The organism is Variovorax sp. PBL-E5, assembly GCF_901827185.1.
GTDB lineage: Bacteria > Pseudomonadota > Gammaproteobacteria > Burkholderiales > Burkholderiaceae_C > Variovorax.
In genome coordinates this window covers 2,713,204-2,728,932 of record NZ_LR594671.1, presented here as the reverse complement: position 1 = coordinate 2,728,932, position 15,729 = coordinate 2,713,204, and the positions used below count along the sequence as shown (strand labels likewise).

Genomic DNA, 15,729 nt, shown 5'->3' with positions numbered 1-15,729 from the left:
TGCACACGGCCGCGCTACGCCCGTGCGTGCGCGGGAAAGTGCAGCTCGAATCGGATCGAGCCCGGCGTCGGGCTCGTGGCGCACGCTTCGCCGCCATGCAGCACCATGATGGCCTTGACGATCGCGAGGCCCAGGCCGTTGGATTCGGTATCGCGGCTGCGCGCCGCGTCGCCGCGGTAGAAGCGGTCGAAAAGGCGCGCGAGCTGCTCGGGCGGCACGGGAGATCCCTCGTTCTCGACCGCGATGGTCGCCGTGTCGCCATCCTGAACGCCGATCAGCCGCACCTTCGTTCCCTCTGCCCCGTAGCGCACTGCATTGACGACGAGATTGTTGACGGCGCGCCGGCACAGCGTTGCATTGACGAACGCAGTGCCGCTCGCTTGCACGTCGAATCGGATGCCGCGTTCCTCGGCCGGGCCTTCGAAATAGTCGGCAATCTTCCGCAGTTCATCGTGCAGCCCGAGCGGCGCGCGTTCGATCGTCAGCGCCGCATGGTCGGCCTGCGCCAGGAACAGGATGTTCTCTGCGATGAGCCGCAATCGGTTGAGTTCTTCGAGGTTCGACTCGAGCAGGTGCTGGTATTCGTCGACGCTGCGCGCGCGATGCAATGCCACCTGCGTCTGCCCGATCAACGCGCCGATGGGCGTGCGGGTCTCGTGCGCGAGGTCGGCCGAGAACTGCGACAGGCGCTCGTAGCCCGTCGCGATGCGATCGAGCATCGCGTTGAAAGCGACGACCATGTGCTGCACCTCTCGCGGCGCATCGTGCTCGGGCAGCCGCATGGCGAGGTTGATCGGATTGATCAGCGCCGCCTTCGCAGCCACCCGTCGCAGCGGCCGAAGCCCGTGCCGCAGCACCAGGTACGCCAGCAGCGTGGAGGCCAGCATGGCGACGATGGCGCCGAACACCACGCGGTCCCGGTTGGCGCGGATCATCCTCACTTCGTTGGTCAGCGGATGGCCGGCCACCACCTCGACCATGTCGCCGTCGCGGCCCGAGCGCGCGAGCGCCGCGACCCAGTGCATCGGCATGGCGGCGGTGGCCGGAATGCGCAGTACGTCGCGCACCGTCAACTCGCGCTCGGGCGCCGCCGCGGCGAGTGTGCCGGGCACGGGAAAGTGTGCGGGGTTGACGTCGATGAACGGCGCCTCGCCGGGCCGGCGCAGCAGCAGGACATCGTTCTCGGCACCGAGCATGGTCTCGAACAGCAGCGGCCGGTCGTGCAGGTCCGCAATGGTCTGCACATTGCCGACCAGGCGCCGGAAGTGCTCGACGCGGCCGATCAGTTGCGTGTCGAGATGCTCCATCACCGCCGTGCGCGCGGTGTAGAAGAAATAGGCGCCGAGCACGCCGGTGACTGCGCACGCGATCAGCCCGAGCAGCAGGGTCGCACGCACCGCCAGCGAGCGCGGCAGCCATGTCATGGGGCATCCCCGAACGCATAGCCGATGCTGCGCACCGTGTGGATCAGCTTCTTGTCGAAGGGCTGGTCGACCTTCACGCGCAGCCGCTTGATCGCGACATCGACGACGTTGGTGTCGCTGTCGAAATTCATGTCCCACACCTCGGAGGCGATCAGCGTGCGCGAGAGCGGCTCGCCCTCGCGCTTGACCAGCAACTGCAGGAGCAGGAATTCCTTGTTCGTCAGCACGATCTCGATGCCCTCGCGCGTGACCTTGCGGCGCAGCACGTCGAGCTTGAGATCGGCGAACTCGTAGAACTCCGCCTCGCGCACGATGCCGCGCCGCAGCAGCGTGCGGATCCGCAGCACCAGTTCGGTGAAGGAAAACGGCTTGACCAGATAGTCGTCGGCGCCGAGTTCGAGTCCTCGGATGCGATCGTCCAGCCCGTCGCGTGCCGTGAGGAAGAGCACCGGCAGATCGCGCTTGTCGCGCAAGGCCTGCATGATCTGCCAGCCATCGATGCCGGGCAGCATCACGTCGAGCACGACGAGGTCGTACGCGTTCTCCAGCGCCATGTGAAGGCCGTCGGTGCCGGTGCGCGCGAGGTCGACCGCGTAGCCGCTTTCCTTCAGGCCCTTCTTGAGGTAGTCGCCCGTCTTCGGGTCGTCTTCGATAACGAGGATGCTCATGGGAATGTGGCGGCCATTTTCTCGCGCCACGCAGCGCAGTGCCGCTTCATGACGCTTTTGTCATTCGAATGTCATGCCTGCGAGCTGGCGCGGTGCCTAGAGTGGACTTGTCTTCATTTTCTGGCACATGCGCATGAACACCGGATTCGGAAAACTCTTCAGGACCCTCGTCGCCCCCGCCGCGATGGCCGCCAGTCTGCTCGGCCTCAGCCACGGCACGCTGGCGCAGACACCGCCGGTCGGCGTGCGCGGCGCGATCACCGCGGTCAGCGATGACGCGATCAAGGTCCACACCAACCGCGGCGAAGACCTGAGCATCAAGATCAACAAGGACACCCAGGTGCGCGCGGTCACCCTGGCCAAGGTCACCGACATCAAGCCCGGCAGCTACATCGGAACCGCGGCGATCCCGCTGCCCGACGGCTCGCTGAAGGCGCTGGAAGTGCACGTGTTCCCGCCCGCGATGGCAGGCACCGGCGACGGCCACCGTGCCTGGGATCTCGGCTCCAAGAGTTCGATGACCAACGGCACCGTGGGCGACCTGGTGATGGCCAATGGCCGCACCCTGACCCTCAAGTACAAGGGCGGCGAGCAGAAGGTCGTCGTGCCGGACGACGTGCCGATCGTCAACCTTGAGCCCGGCGATCGCTCGCTGCTCGCCGTCGGTACCAAGGTCGTGCTGTTCGCGAAGAAGGAAGCCGATTCGAGCTTGTCCGCGGGCTTCATCTCCGCCGGCAAGAACGGCGTGACGCCACCGATGTGAGCATGAAGCGCGCAGTGATTCATCCGCTGGCGGTGCGCGCCACGCACTGGATCAACGCGTTCGCGATGAGCTGCATGCTGATGAGCGGCTGGGCGATCTACAACGCCTCGCCGCTGTTCGGATTCAGATTCCCGGCCTGGGCCACGGTGGGCGGATGGCTCGGCGGCTCGATCGCATGGCACTTCGCGGCGATGTGGCTGCTGGCGGTGAATGGGCTGGTGTACACAGCCTACGGCTTGGCCAGCGGGCATTTCCGGCGGCATCTGCTGCCCGTGCATCCGGCCGCGGTGGCGCATGACCTGAAGCTCGCGGCGAAGCTGAAGCTGCCGCATGCGAGCGGTTCGTACAACGCGGTCCAGCGGCTCTCGTACCTCGGCGTGCTCGCGCTCGGCGTGTTGGTGCTGGCGTCGGGGCTGTCGATCTGGAAGCCGGTGCAGTTCGATGGGCTGGTCGATCTGTTCGGCGGCTACGACTTCGCTCGCCGCGTGCACTTCTTCGCAATGGCCGGGATCGTCGCGTTCATCGTCGTGCACCTGCTGCTCGTGATCATCGTGCCGAAGACCTTGCTGCCGATGTTCACGGGCCGCGCCATGCGCGGCGAGCGCACCTCGCCATGAACGCAGGCGAAAAGAAACCGGCGATCCGGCTGGCCGACCATCGCAGCGGCCTGGTCAAGCTCGAACGCCGGCTGCTGCTGCGCTCCTCGCTTTCGCTCGGCGCGCTGGCGATGCTGTCGGGCTGCAACCTGCAGGACAACGATACGGTCGACAAGGTCCTGTGGGCCATGTCGCGCTGGAACGATCGCGTGCAGGCGCGCCTGTTCAGCCGCACGAAACTGGCGCCGACCTATGCGGCCAGTCAGATCACCCAGCCCTTCCCTTTCAATGCCTTCTATGCCGAGTTCGACGCGCCCGAGATCGATGTCTCGACCTGGCGGCTGGAGGTGTCGGGACTCGTGCGCAACAAGAGCCCTTGGACCGTCGAGCAACTGCGCGCCCTGCCACAGCAGGGTCAGATCACGCGCCATATCTGCATCGAAGGCTGGAGCGCGATCGGCGATTGGCGCGGCGTGCCGTTGCGGACTCTTCTCGAGCGCATCGGTGCCGACCTGACGGCGAAATACGTCGGCTTCAAATGCGCCGACCGCTACTACTCCAGCCTGGACATGGCAACGGCGCTGCATCCGCAGACGCTGCTCGCGCTGGACTTCGGGAGGGAGCCGCTGCCGACGCCCTTGGGCTTTCCGTTGAAACTGCGCGTGCCGACCAAGCTGGGGTTCAAGAATCCAAAGCACATTGCGGCGGTCTTCGTGACGAATGAGTATCCCGGCGGGTACTGGGAAGACCAGGGGTACAACTGGTTCAGTGGCGTGTAGGGAATATCTGCGATGGCGAGCCCTCGGGGCAGCCATCGGCGTCGCCTCACTCCCACTCAATCGTCGCCGGCGGCTTGCTGCTCACGTCATAGGTCACGCGGTTGATCCCGCGCACCTCGTTGATGATCCGCCCCGACACCTTCTTGAGCAGCGCATACGGCAGTTCGGCCCAGTCCGCGGTCATGAAGTCGCTGGTCTGCACCGCACGCAGCGCGACGACATAGTCGTAGGTGCGCCCATCGCCCATCACGCCGACGCTCTTGACCGGCAGGAACACGGCGAAGGCCTGGCTCGTGAGGTCGTACCAGCTCTTGCCGCTGGCCGCGTCCTTGAAGTTGCGCAGTTCCTCGATGAAGATCGCATCGGCGCGGCGCAGCAGGTCGGCGTAGTCCTTCTTCACCTCGCCGAGGATGCGCACGCCCAGGCCTGGGCCGGGGAAAGGATGGCGATACACCATCTCGGGCGGCAAACCGAGCGCGACGCCGAGTTCGCGCACCTCGTCCTTGAACAGATCGCGCAAGGGCTCGAGCAGCTTCAGGCCCAGTTGCTCGGGCAGGCCGCCGACGTTGTGGTGGCTCTTGATCGTGACGGCCTTCTTGCTCTTCGCGCCGCCCGACTCGATGACGTCGGGGTAGATGGTGCCCTGCGCCAGCCATTTCGCACCTTTGGCGCCGGCGCTGGTCAGCCTGGCCGCCTCCTGCTTGAACACGGTCACGAACTCACCGCCGATGATCTTGCGCTTGGCCTCGGGGTCGCTCACGCCGGCGAGCTTGCCGAGGAACAGGTCGCTCGCATCGACGCGGATCACCTTGGCGTGCAGTTGGCCAACGAACATGTCCATCACCATGTCGCCTTCGTTCAGACGCAGCAGGCCGTGGTCGACGAAGACGCAGGTGAGCTGGTCACCGATCGCGCGGTGGATCAGCGCCGCGGCAACCGACGAATCGACGCCGCCCGACAGACCGAGGATGACCTCTTCGTCGCCGACCTGCTCGCGGATCTTCGCGACGGCTTCGGCGACATGGTCGCGCATCACCCAGTCGGGCTTCGCGCCGCAGATGCCGAGCACGAAGCGTTCGAGGATCGCCTTGCCCTGCTGCGTGTGCGTGACTTCGGGATGGAACTGCACGGCGTAGAAATGCCGGTCTTCATCGGCCATGCCGGCGATCGGGCAGCTGTCGGTCGAGGCCATCAGCTTGAAGCCCGGTGGCAGCTCGGTGACCTTGTCGCCGTGGCTCATCCAGACGTTGAGCATGCCGTGGCCGTCCTCGGTCGTGAAGTCGGCGATGTCCTTCAGCAGCGCCGTGTGGCCGCGCGCGCGCACGGCGGCGAATCCGAATTCGCGCTTGTGCCCGCCCTCGACCTTGCCGCCGAGCTGGTGCGCCATGGTCTGCATGCCATAGCAGATGCCGAGCACTGGCACGCCGAGTTCGAACACGGCCTGCGGTGCCTTGTCGGTCGTGTCTTCATAGACGCTCGCATGGCTGCCCGACAGGATCACGCCCTTGAGCGTGCCGTCCTTGGCGTACTCGCGCACCCATTCGTCGCTGACGTCGCACGGATGGACTTCGGACAGCACATGCGCCTCGCGCACGCGACGCGCGATCAGCTGCGTGACCTGGGAGCCGAAATCGAGGATGAGGATTTTTTGATGTGACATCGACGCCAATCACTCCGCCCGATAGTTCGGGGCTTCCTTGGTGATCTGCACGTCGTGCACATGGCTCTCGCGGATGCCGGCCGTGGTGATCTCGACGAACTCGGCCTTGTTCTTCATGTCCTCGATGGTGGCGCAACCGCAGTAGCCCATGCTGGCACGCAAGCCGCCCGACATCTGGTAGACGATCGACACCATCGAGCCCTTGTACGGCACGCGGCCTTCGATGCCCTCGGGCACCAGCTTGTCGGCGTTGGGATTGCCGGTGGTCGATTCCTGAAAGTAGCGGTCGGCGCTGCCCTGCTGCATGGCGCCGATCGAGCCCATGCCGCGGTAGCTCTTGTAGCTGCGGCCCTGGAACAGCACGATCTCGCCCGGCGCCTCTTCGGTGCCGGCGAACATGCCGCCCATCATCACGCTGCTGGCGCCCGCCGCGATGGCCTTGGCGATGTCGCCGGAATAGCGGATGCCGCCATCGGCGATGAGCGGAATGCCGGTGCCCTGCAACGCGGTCGCGACGCTGTCCACGGCCATGATCTGCGGCACGCCGACACCGGCGACGATGCGCGTGGTGCAGATCGAGCCGGGACCGATGCCGACCTTGACCGCGTCGGCGCCGACATCGGCCAGCGCGCGCGCGGCATCGCCGGTGGCGATGTTGCCGCCGATCACGTCGACCTGCGGGTAGTTCTTCTTGACCCAGCGCACGCGCTCGATCACGCCGGCGCTGTGGCCGTGCGCGGTATCGACCACGATGGCGTCGACACCGGCCTTCACCAGCGCCTCGACGCGCTCCTCGGTGCCCTCGCCCACGCCCACTGCAGCGCCCACGCGCAGGCGGCCGCTGGCGTCGCGCGCGGCGTTCGGAAAGCTGGTCTGCTTGGTGATGTCCTTGACGGTGATCAGGCCCTTGAGCTCCCAGGCGCTGTTGATGACGAGCAGGCGTTCGAGCTTGTACTTGTTGAGCAGCGCCTTGGCATCGGCCAGCGTGGTCCCGTCAGGCACGGTGATGAGCTTCTCGCGCGGCGTCATGATCTCGCTCACCGGCACGTCGTAGCGGTTCTCGAAACGCAGGTCGCGTCCGGTCACGATGCCGACGACCTTGCCCGCATCGCAGACCGGAAAGCCCGAGATGCCCAGTTGCTCCGACAGTGCCATCACCTGCCGCACCGTGTGGGTCGGCGTGATGACGACGGGATCGCGCAGCACGCCGGATTCGTAGCGCTTCACCTTGGCGACCTGCGCCGCCTGCTCGGCCGCGGTGAAGTTCTTGTGCACGATGCCGATGCCGCCTTCCTGCGCCATGGCGATCGCAAGGCGCGCTTCCGTCACGGTGTCCATCGCGGCCGAAACCAGGGGCAGGTTCAGCGTGATGTTGCGCGAGAGTCGGGTGGCAAGGGAGGTGTCCTTGGGCAGGACCTGGGAGAACGCTGGCACCAACAACACGTCGTCGAAGGTGAGCGCTTTGCCGAGAAGGCGCATGGGTGAAGCTCCAAAAGACGGATTGTAACGATGGCTCGGTACTTACCCGGACGCAGGGAAATGGCGTTGCGCATTCGCGGCGAAATGTGTTCCGGATCACGCTCGGGCGTTGCAAATGTGCCCGCGCTGCGTTGCAAAACGTAAGGGCAGGCTAAACTTCCGCCATGAAAATCGCGCACCTGCTCGTCCTGGGAGTGGCCTGCTGCTTGCCACTGGCCGCAAGCGCCCAATGGCAGTGGCTCGACAAGGACAACAAGAACGTCTTCAGCGACCAGGCGCCGCCGCCCGAGGTGCCCGACAAGAACATCCTGCGCCGGCCCACCGGATTGACGCCGCGCGTGCGCTTCAGTACCGCACCAGCGGCGCCCGATGCCGCCGCGTCGGCGGCCAGCGCAGCCAGCCCTGCCAAGCCCAGCGGCGTGGACAAGGACCTCGCGGAAAAAGCGCGCAAGGCCGAGGAAGCGGAAAAGGCCCAAAAGGCGGCCGAAGCGCAGAAGGTCGTGCAGGCCAAGGCCGAGAACTGCACCCGCGCGCGCCAGGGCAAGGCCACCTTCGACAGCGGCATGCGCGTGGCCCGCCTCAATGCGCAGGGCGAGCGCGAGATCATGGACGACAGCGCACGCGCGGCGGAGCAGCAGCGCCTGCAGTCGGTCATCGACTCCGACTGTAAGTAGGGCTCGCCCCCAGGCTTCGCGCACTTCGTGTCGCTTCGCCTACCCCCTGCCGGGGGCAACACCGGCGGACCGGCTGAGCCGGATCCGCGGTGTTTCGCGAAGGGGCCCGCTGCGCCTTGGGGGCTTGCTCTCAATAGCCGGCTTTGCCGCCCTTGCGGCGGTTGGCGAACAGGCCCGTGCCTCTGGCGCCCTGTTGGCGGAATCGCTCGCGGCGCGCCACTTTCGGGTCGACTTGGAGCGGGCGGCACAGCTCGATGCGGTCGAGGTCCGACAGGCGCGAATCCCACGCCACCGCCCTGCCCCAGATGCCCGGCGTCAAGACCTGCCAGTCGAGTTGCGGAAAAGTTGGCTGAAGGCGGCTTGCCATCACCGCGTCGCGCACCGTCGAATCCGCCGCGAGGCTCAGCGTCTCCTCGAACACTTCGCGCGGAGCCGGCGAATAGGCCACCGTCACGCGCAGCATCAGACCTTGCCGTAGACGTGCTCGGCGCGCTTGACGAAGGCCTCCACCAGGTTGGAGGCGATCTTGTCGAACACCGGGCCGACCAGCGCCTGCAGCGCGAAGTTGCTGAAGCCGTAGCTGAGATCGAGGCCGACGCGGCAGGCGCGTTCGCCGGGCTCGCCGACAGGGGTGAATTTCCAGACCCCGTCGAGGTTGGAGAACGGTCCATCGACCAGCTTCAGATGCACCTCGCGCCCGGGCACATGGGTATTGCGCGTGGTGAAGCTCTGGTGGAAACCGCTGAATGCGAGGCCGACTTCGGCCGTCATGCCGGCCTCGTCCCGCTCGATCACGCGGGACTTGTCGCACCAGGGCAGAAACTCGGGATACTTCGCCACATCCGTGACGAGCGCGTACATCTCTTCGGCGCTGTACCAGATCAGGACGGACTTGTGGACTGTTTTCATAGAATGGACACAGCGTGCGCGACGGATTGTATTGAAGCCATGCAGCCTCACCTGATTCACCATGGCCACGAAAAAACAAGACCCTTCGACCCGCATCGCCGACAACAAGAAGGCCGCCTACAACTATTTCTTCGAGGAACGCTTCGAGGCTGGCATGGTGCTGGAGGGCTGGGAAGTCAAATCGCTGCGCGAGGGCAAGGTGCAACTGACCGACGGCTACGTGGTGATCCGCGACGGCGAGCTCTTCGTCATCGGCTGCCAGATCAATCCGCTGCGTTCGGCATCGACCCACATCACGCCCGATTCGGTGCGCACCAAGAAGCTGCTGCTGCACAAGGAGCAGATCCGGCGGCTGATCGGCAAGGTCGAGCAGAAGGGCTACACCCTGGTCCCGCTCAACCTGCACTGGAAGGCCGGCAAGGTCAAGTGCGAGATCGCGCTGGCCAAGGGCAAGGCCGAGCATGACAAGCGCGACACCATCAAGGATCGCGAAGGCAAACGCGAAGTCGAGCGGGCCATGAAGAGCCGCAGTCGCTGAAGGAAAGAACCATGGCGCTTCAACCGCTGGACGCGACCCGTGTCAATCCGCTCGAAGGCGGCCCGAGCTTCACGCTCGCGAACCGGCTGCACCGTGCGGCATGGAACCTGAGCTGGGCGCTGCTGGCCTCGTGGACGCCGCCGCAGATGCGCGCGTGGCGCCGCTTCCTGCTCAAGCTCTTCGGCGCACGCCTGGGCGTGTCGAGCGACGTGCGCGGCAGCGCGCGCGTCTGGTATCCACCCCACCTGCACCTCGAGGATCGCGCGCTGCTGGCCGAACGCGTGATCTGCTACAACATGGCGCCGATCACGCTCGGCCGCGCGGCGCTGGTGTCGCAGGGCGCCCACTTGTGTGCGGGCAGCCACGACATCACGTCCGCCGCCTTCCAGCTGACCGCGCAGCCGATCACCATCGGCGCCGGGGCCTGGATCGCGGCCGAAGCCTTCGTCGGGCCGGGCGTGACGGTCGGGGAAGGCGCGGTGCTGGGCGCGCGCGGCGTCGCATTCCGGTCGCTCGATCCGTGGACGGTCTACAGCGGCAATCCGGCCCAGCGGCTCAAGGCGCGCGTGCTGCGCGCCGAGTCGGGCAGCGCCGCCGGCGACCGGCCCTGAATCTTTTTTGGGTGCGGATGGAATAAACACCCGGGCGCCGGCGTTTGTGCAGGCAGTTGCCCATGAAGGGCGACGAGCCCCGAGGAGTTTCTCCATGTCGTCCGTCCATCTGCCCACCGCCCTGCTGGTTGCCTATCTCACCTTCGTGAGCGGCTACCTGGCCATCTGCGATCCCGAGGCCGCGGTGCCGATCTGCAGGGCGCCCCAGCGCTGAGCGCACATCCGGCATGGACGCCCGCTCGCTCGTCGACCACATCCCCTCGCTGCGGCGCTATGCCCGCGCGCTGACGGGCGACGCCTGGACGGCCGACGACCTGGTGCAGGACACGCTGGAACGCGCCTGCAGCAAGTGGCGCCTGTGGATCGTGGGCACCGACCTGCGGGCCTGGCTCTTCACTCTCATGCACAACCTGTTCGCCAGCCAGCTCCGGCGCGCACGGCCGCGCAGCACGGTCGATGTCGACGAGGTCGCGCATGAGCTGCGCAGCGTCGAAGGGCATCACGATCAGGCCATCGATCTGCAGCGCTGCCTGCTGCTCCTGCCCGAGGACCAGCGCGCGGTGCTGCTGCTGGTGGCGCTCGAAGACCTCTCGTACGCGCAGGTCGCGAAGGTGCTGGCGATTCCGGTGGGCACCGTGATGTCGCGCCTTTCCCGCGCGCGCGTTCGCCTGCAGGATCTGATGGAAGGCGCGCCGCCGTCGATGGCCAGCAAGTCCGGCCTGCGCCGCCTCAAGTAACCGACCCGAGCCGCCATGAACCATCCCACGCCGCCCATCGACACCGACCTGCCCGCCTGGCGGGCCCAGCGCGACGCCTTGCGCCAGCTGCACAGCGAAGTCCTCGACGAAGCGATTCCACCGGCCCTGCTGGCTGCCGCGGGCCTGGCGGCCGAACATCACGCCCGGCAGGCGCGCTGGATGCGCTGGGGCGGCATGGCGGCCAGCGTGGCGATCGCCTTCGGCGCCGGCTGGCTGGCCAATGGCCAATGGTCGACGGCAAGCGGCACGCTGCTGGCGCGCGCGCCGGCCACGCGCGAATTCGTGCATGCGGCGGAGGTCGCGCACGTGGTCTATGCGCCCGAGAAGCGGCATCCGGTCGAGGTGGCCGCGGCCGAACAGCAGCATCTGGCCCAATGGCTGTCGAAACGGCTCGACAAGGCGCTCAAGGTGCCCGATCTGTCGGCGCAGGGCTACGCGCTGGTCGGCGGTCGTCTGCTGCCGGGCAGCGAAGGCGCACGGGCACAGTTCATGTTCGAGCGGGCCGGCGGCGATCGGGTCACGCTCTACATCGGCAGCCTGGGCGCCGCGGCCGATCCGGCACGCGCCGGCGAGACCGCGTTCCGCTTCTCGTCCGACGGTCCGGTGCCGAGCTTCTACTGGGTCGACCACGGCTTTGGCTATGCGCTCGCGGGCGCCCTGCCGCGAGATCAATTGATGAGCCTCGCGACCGCGGTGTACCGCCAGCTCGAGAAGGCCGAAGGATAGACTGCCGCGTCCGCGTTCCTGTTTTTTAACCCGAAGGAGAAACTTCACCATGAAACTGATCAGTGCCTCGATCCTCGCTGCTGCCCTGCTCGCCGGTTGCGGAAGCATGTCCATGTCTTCGGCTCCGGACACCCCGACCCGCACCGCCGACGGCGTGCTGATCGGGCCCTCGGGCATGACGCTCTACACCTTCGACCGCGATGCGGCGGGCAGCGGCAAGTCGGCCTGCAACGGGCCCTGCGCCATGGCCTGGCCACCGCTCACGGCCACCGACACCGCCAAGCCGATGGGCGGCTACACCATCCTCATGCGCGACGACGGCAAGAAGCAGTGGGCCTACAAGGGCTGGCCGCTCTACTACTACTCGAAGGACGCCAAGGCCGGCGACAAGACGGGCGACGGCTTCAACAAGATCTGGAAGCTCGCGCGGCCCTGAACCCGCGAAGGCTCGTCATGCGACGGGCCTCGACACGACAAGGCCGGCCTCGCGCCGGCCTTTTTCATGGGCGCAGACCGAGCAGCGCGTTGAGCACCAGTGCCCCGATGACGAGCGTGCCGCCGGCCAGCACGCTGGCGGTCGGCGCTTCGCCCGCACCGACCCAGGCCAGCGCAATGCCGAAGATGACTTCGAGCAGCGCCAGCAGGGCCACCTCCGGCGCCTTCAGCACGCGCGCGCACACCATGGCGAGCACGCACGGGATCGCGAGCTGGAACAGGCCGAGGAAGGCCAGCAGTCCCAGATCGTGTGCATTCGCCTGAAAGGGCCATGCCAGCGGCAGTGCGACCGCCGCGGAGAGCATGGCGCCGATGAGCACCGCGGGCACCAGGTCGATCTCGCGGCCTTTCGCGTGCGCATGCTGGGCGACGGTCCAGTTGGCGGCGCTGGCCAGCGGCACGCACAAAGCGACCAGCGTGCCCAGCAGGACGCCCTCGCCCAGCTGGCTGCCGTACATCCAGCCGATGCCCAGCCCGGCCAGCACGATGGCGAACCAGGTGCGCGATGCCAGCTTGTGGCCGATGGCGATCCGCGCGGCCAGCGCCGTCAGCAGCGGGCTCACCGCCATGGTCACCAGCACGTCGGCCACGCGCGTCAGCGTGAGCGCGACCATGAAGGCGGTGAACATCACGCTCCAGCACAGGCCGGAGATCCAGAGCTCGCGCCCGCCGCGGCGGATCTTCGAGAACACGGCCCTGCCCTGCCACAGCGGCAGGATCACGATCAGCGACAGCGAGGTGAAGAAGCTGCGCCAGAAGGTCACCTCGAAGCTGTTCGCCTGCTCGAGCTGGCGCGTGACGACGCCGGCCGTGGCCCACATCAGGGTCACGACGACCATCAGCCAGGCCGCGCGGCCGTGGGTCAGCGCAGGCTCAGGCGGTCTCGCGGTTCGCGCGCTTGCGCTCATGTTCCTTCAGGTGGCGCTTGCGCAGGCGCACGCTCTTGGGCGTGATCTCGACCAGTTCGTCGTCCTCGATGAACTCGACGCCGTACTCCAGCGTGAGCTCGATCGGCGGCGTGATCTTGATCGCGTCTTCCTTGCCCGAGACGCGGAAGTTGGTCAGCTGCTTGGTGCGCGTGGCGTTGACCACCAGGTCGTTGTCGCGGCTGTGGATGCCGACGATCATGCCTTCGTACACCGGGTCGTTCGCGCGCACGAACATGCGGCCGCGATCGTCCAGCTTGCCCAGCGCGTAGGTGAAGATCTCGCCGTCGTCCATCGAGATCAGCACGCCGTTCTTGCGGCTGCCGATCTCGCCCTTGTACGGCTCGTAGCTGTCGAAGATGTTGGAGATCAGGCCCGAGCCGCGCGTCAGGTTCAGGAATTCGTTGGTGAAGCCGATCAGGCCGCGCGCCGGAATGCGGTACTCGAGACGCACGCGGCCGCGGCCGTCCGGCTCCATGTTGACCAGCTCGCCCTTGCGCTCGCCCAACGCCTGCATCACGCCGCCCTGATGCTGGTCCTCGATGTCGGCGGTCACCAGCTCGATCGGCTCGTGCCGCTCGCCGCCGATCTCGCGGAACACCACGCGCGGCTTGGACACGGCGAGTTCATAGCCCTCGCGGCGCATGTTCTCCAGCAGGATGGTCAGGTGCAGTTCGCCGCGGCCCATGACTTCGAAGATGCCTTCCTCACTGGTTTCCTTGACGCGCAAGGCCACGTTGTGCTGCAGCTCCTTTTGCAGACGGTCCCAGATCTGGCGGCTGGTGACGAACTTGCCTTCGCGGCCGGCCAGCGGGCTGGTGTTGACGCAGAAGTTCATGGTCAGCGTCGGCTCGTCGATCTTGAGCATCGGTAGCGGCGCCGGATTGGCCGGGTCGGTGACGGTGACGCCGATGCCGATGTCGGCGATGCCGTTGATCAGCACGATCTCGCCCGGGCCGGCCTCGGTGGCCTGCACGCGCTCCAGGCCCTGGAAGGTCAGCACCTGGTTGACCCGGCCCTTGACGGCACTGCCGTCCGGCCCTTCCATCACCACGACGTCCATCATGGGCCGGATGGTGCCGGCGTTGATGCGGCCGACGCCGATGCGGCCCACGAAGCTCGAGAAATCGAGCGCGGAAATCTGCAGCTGCAACGGCGCGTCGGCATCGCCCGCATGGGCCGGGACGTGCTTGAGAATCGTATCGAACAGGGCCGACATGTCGGGCCCCCACTGCTCGCCGTGCTCGCCTTCTTCGAGCGACGACCAGCCGTTGATGCCCGAGGCATAGACGACCGGGAAGTCCAGCTGTTCGTCGGTGGCGCCGAGCTTGTCGAACAGGTCGAACGCGGCATTGACCACGTAGTCCGGCCGCGCGCCGGGCTTGTCGACCTTGTTCACCACCAGGATGGGCTTCAGGCCCAGTGCCAGCGCCTTCTTGGTCACGAAGCGGGTCTGCGGCATCGGGCCTTCCTGCGCATCGATCAGCAGCACCACGCCGTCCACCATGCTGAGCGCACGTTCCACTTCGCCGCCGAAGTCGGCGTGGCCGGGGGTGTCGACGATGTTGATGTGCGTGCCTTGCCAGGTCACGGCGCAGTTCTTGGCCAGGATCGTGATGCCGCGCTCTTTCTCGATCGCGTTGTTGTCCATCACGGTGTCGACCACTTTCTCGTGTTCGGCGAAGGTGCCGGACTGCCGCAGCAGTTGGTCGACCATCGTGGTCTTGCCGTGGTCCACGTGGGCAATGATGGCGATGTTGCGGATCTGTGTGTTGCTCATGGTGTCGCTTCGGTCAAAAGTGTCTGCTGGATTTCGATGGGGTTCAGCAAGCGCCCCGGAATCAGTTCGCCGGCCGTGACGTGTCCCGTGCCGAGAAAGGCGTGCGGCTCGCGGCCGAACACGGCGACCTGCGCGGCATCGGGCCAGCCGCCGCGGCGGCGCAGGCCCGAAAGAAAGCGTGCCGCATCTTCGGTGTCGAGCGTGACGTTCGTGTGGCCGGCGACGAGGCTCTCGATCGGCAGCAGCTGCGCGAGGCGCTGCGCTTCGTCCATGGCTTCGAGCGCTTCCAGTGTCACGCATTGCGCGATGTCGAACACGCCCGTGGCGGTGCGCCGCAATGCGGTGAGATGGGCGCCGCAGCCGAGCGCTTCGCCGATGTCCTCGCCGAGGGTGCGGATGTAGGTGCCCTTGCTCACCGTCGCATCGATGCGGATGTCGCACGCCGACAAGGCCGAGAGCGCGAGCCTGTGGATCACCACATCGCGCGCCGCGCGCTCGATCTCGACGCCTTCGCGGGCGTATTCGTAGAGCGCCTTGCCGTCCTTCTTGAGCGCGCTGTGCATCGGTGGCACCTGGCGGATCGGCCCGGTGAATTTCGTCGCGACTTGCGCGAGATCACTCGGCGTGAATGCGACCGGCCGCTCGTCGATCACCTCGCCTTCGGCATCGCCGGTCGAGGTCTTCACGCCGAGCCGCGCCGCGGCTTCGTAGGTCTTGTCGGCATCGAGATGCAGCTGGCTGAACTTGGTGGCCGCGCCGAAGCACAGCGGCAGCACGCCGCTCGCGAGCGGATCGAGCGTGCCGGTATGGCCCGCCTTCTCGGCGCGCAGCAGCCACTTGGCCTTCTGCAAGGCCTGGTTGCTGGAAAGACCCAGCGGCTTGTCGAGCAACAACACCCCGTGCACAGGGCGCCGCTGCACCCGTGTGCGTGGCGCGTTCATCT

18 protein-coding genes are annotated in these 15,729 nt (G+C 66.7%); 9 read left to right on the top strand and 9 right to left on the bottom strand.

Annotated features, from left to right (window positions below):
• Positions 1-14: 14 nt before the first annotated feature.
• Positions 15-1,424: a heavy metal sensor histidine kinase gene (locus WDLP6_RS13310; RefSeq protein ID WP_162592708.1), complete on the bottom strand. Its 1,410-nt coding sequence runs from the start codon at positions 1,422-1,424 to the stop codon at positions 15-17.
• A complete protein-coding gene (locus WDLP6_RS13305) occupies positions 1,421-2,092 on the bottom strand; it encodes a heavy metal response regulator transcription factor (protein ID WP_162567645.1) in 672 nt (223 codons plus the stop codon). Before WDLP6_RS13305 ends, WDLP6_RS13310 begins: the two co-directional genes overlap by 4 nt.
• Before the next feature lie 133 nt (positions 2,093-2,225).
• Here WDLP6_RS13305 and WDLP6_RS13300 point away from each other — a divergent pair, with 133 nt between their 5' ends.
• From WDLP6_RS13300 to WDLP6_RS13290, 3 genes are read left to right on the top strand one after another with little or no spacing between them, the layout of a single operon-like run.
• Positions 2,226-2,855, top strand: a complete 630-nt coding sequence (locus WDLP6_RS13300) for a DUF5666 domain-containing protein (RefSeq protein WP_162592707.1) — start codon at positions 2,226-2,228, stop codon at positions 2,853-2,855.
• A gap of 2 nt (positions 2,856-2,857) precedes the next feature.
• Positions 2,858-3,472: a cytochrome b/b6 domain-containing protein gene (locus WDLP6_RS13295; RefSeq protein ID WP_162592706.1), complete on the top strand. Its 615-nt coding sequence runs from the start codon at positions 2,858-2,860 to the stop codon at positions 3,470-3,472.
• A complete protein-coding gene (locus tag WDLP6_RS13290) occupies positions 3,469-4,230 on the top strand; it encodes a molybdopterin-dependent oxidoreductase (protein ID WP_162592705.1) in 762 nt (253 codons plus the stop codon). Before WDLP6_RS13295 ends, WDLP6_RS13290 begins: the two co-directional genes overlap by 4 nt.
• A gap of 46 nt (positions 4,231-4,276) precedes the next feature.
• Here the strand turns inward: WDLP6_RS13290 and guaA are convergent, their stop codons facing one another.
• Both guaA and guaB read right to left on the bottom strand, forming a co-directional pair.
• Positions 4,277-5,890 carry a glutamine-hydrolyzing GMP synthase gene (guaA, locus tag WDLP6_RS13285; RefSeq protein ID WP_162592704.1) on the bottom strand — a complete coding sequence of 538 codons (1,614 nt, stop codon included), beginning with the start codon at positions 5,888-5,890 and terminating at the stop codon, positions 4,277-4,279.
• 9 nt (positions 5,891-5,899) lie between these two features.
• A complete protein-coding gene (gene guaB, locus WDLP6_RS13280) occupies positions 5,900-7,369 on the bottom strand; it encodes an IMP dehydrogenase (protein ID WP_162592703.1) in 1,470 nt (489 codons plus the stop codon).
• A gap of 164 nt (positions 7,370-7,533) precedes the next feature.
• On the opposite strand from guaB, the gene WDLP6_RS13275 reads away from it, so the two are divergent.
• A complete protein-coding gene (locus WDLP6_RS13275) occupies positions 7,534-8,043 on the top strand; it encodes a DUF4124 domain-containing protein (RefSeq protein WP_162592702.1) in 510 nt (169 codons plus the stop codon).
• A gap of 130 nt (positions 8,044-8,173) precedes the next feature.
• Here WDLP6_RS13275 and WDLP6_RS13270 read toward each other — a convergent pair whose 3' ends face one another.
• Both WDLP6_RS13270 and WDLP6_RS13265 read right to left on the bottom strand, forming a co-directional pair.
• The gene (locus WDLP6_RS13270; RefSeq protein ID WP_162592701.1) at positions 8,174-8,506 is read right to left on the bottom strand and encodes an RnfH family protein; all 333 of its coding nucleotides are present in this window, start codon (positions 8,504-8,506) and stop codon (positions 8,174-8,176) included.
• Entirely contained in the window at positions 8,506-8,952 is a 447-nt protein-coding gene (locus WDLP6_RS13265; RefSeq protein WP_162592700.1) for a type II toxin-antitoxin system RatA family toxin, read from the bottom strand. The genes WDLP6_RS13270 and WDLP6_RS13265 overlap by 1 nt, the downstream gene beginning before the upstream one ends.
• A gap of 61 nt (positions 8,953-9,013) precedes the next feature.
• Between WDLP6_RS13265 and smpB the strand changes: the two genes are divergently transcribed.
• The 5 genes from smpB (at position 9,014) to WDLP6_RS13240 (ending at position 12,021) form a co-directional block, all read left to right on the top strand.
• Positions 9,014-9,490 (top strand): SsrA-binding protein SmpB, encoded by a 477-nt coding sequence (smpB, locus tag WDLP6_RS13260; RefSeq protein WP_162567622.1) that lies wholly within the window; start codon positions 9,014-9,016, stop codon positions 9,488-9,490.
• An 11-nt stretch (positions 9,491-9,501) separates the two neighbouring features.
• Positions 9,502-10,101 (top strand): putative colanic acid biosynthesis acetyltransferase, encoded by a 600-nt coding sequence (locus tag WDLP6_RS13255; RefSeq protein WP_162567621.1) that lies wholly within the window; start codon positions 9,502-9,504, stop codon positions 10,099-10,101.
• A 227-nt stretch (positions 10,102-10,328) separates the two neighbouring features.
• A complete protein-coding gene (locus WDLP6_RS13250; protein ID WP_162592699.1) occupies positions 10,329-10,838 on the top strand; it encodes an RNA polymerase sigma factor in 510 nt (169 codons plus the stop codon).
• A gap of 15 nt (positions 10,839-10,853) precedes the next feature.
• Positions 10,854-11,585 carry an anti-sigma factor family protein gene (locus WDLP6_RS13245; RefSeq protein WP_162567619.1) on the top strand — a complete coding sequence of 244 codons (732 nt, stop codon included), beginning with the start codon at positions 10,854-10,856 and terminating at the stop codon, positions 11,583-11,585.
• A gap of 49 nt (positions 11,586-11,634) precedes the next feature.
• The gene (locus WDLP6_RS13240) at positions 11,635-12,021 is read left to right on the top strand and encodes a COG4315 family predicted lipoprotein (protein WP_162567618.1); all 387 of its coding nucleotides are present in this window, start codon (positions 11,635-11,637) and stop codon (positions 12,019-12,021) included.
• 64 nt (positions 12,022-12,085) lie between these two features.
• Here the strand turns inward: WDLP6_RS13240 and WDLP6_RS13235 are convergent, their stop codons facing one another.
• Genes WDLP6_RS13235 through truB form a run of 3 tightly spaced genes read right to left on the bottom strand, consistent with a single transcriptional unit; the run spans position 12,086 to position 15,727 of the window.
• Positions 12,086-12,988, bottom strand: a complete 903-nt coding sequence (locus WDLP6_RS13235; protein ID WP_232077054.1) for a DMT family transporter — start codon at positions 12,986-12,988, stop codon at positions 12,086-12,088.
• Positions 12,954-14,786 (bottom strand): translational GTPase TypA, encoded by a 1,833-nt coding sequence (gene typA / locus WDLP6_RS13230; RefSeq protein ID WP_162592698.1) that lies wholly within the window; start codon positions 14,784-14,786, stop codon positions 12,954-12,956. The genes WDLP6_RS13235 and typA overlap by 35 nt, the downstream gene beginning before the upstream one ends.
• A complete protein-coding gene (truB, locus tag WDLP6_RS13225) occupies positions 14,783-15,727 on the bottom strand; it encodes a tRNA pseudouridine(55) synthase TruB (RefSeq protein WP_162592697.1) in 945 nt (314 codons plus the stop codon). The genes typA and truB overlap by 4 nt, the downstream gene beginning before the upstream one ends.
• Positions 15,728-15,729 lie beyond the last annotated feature (2 nt).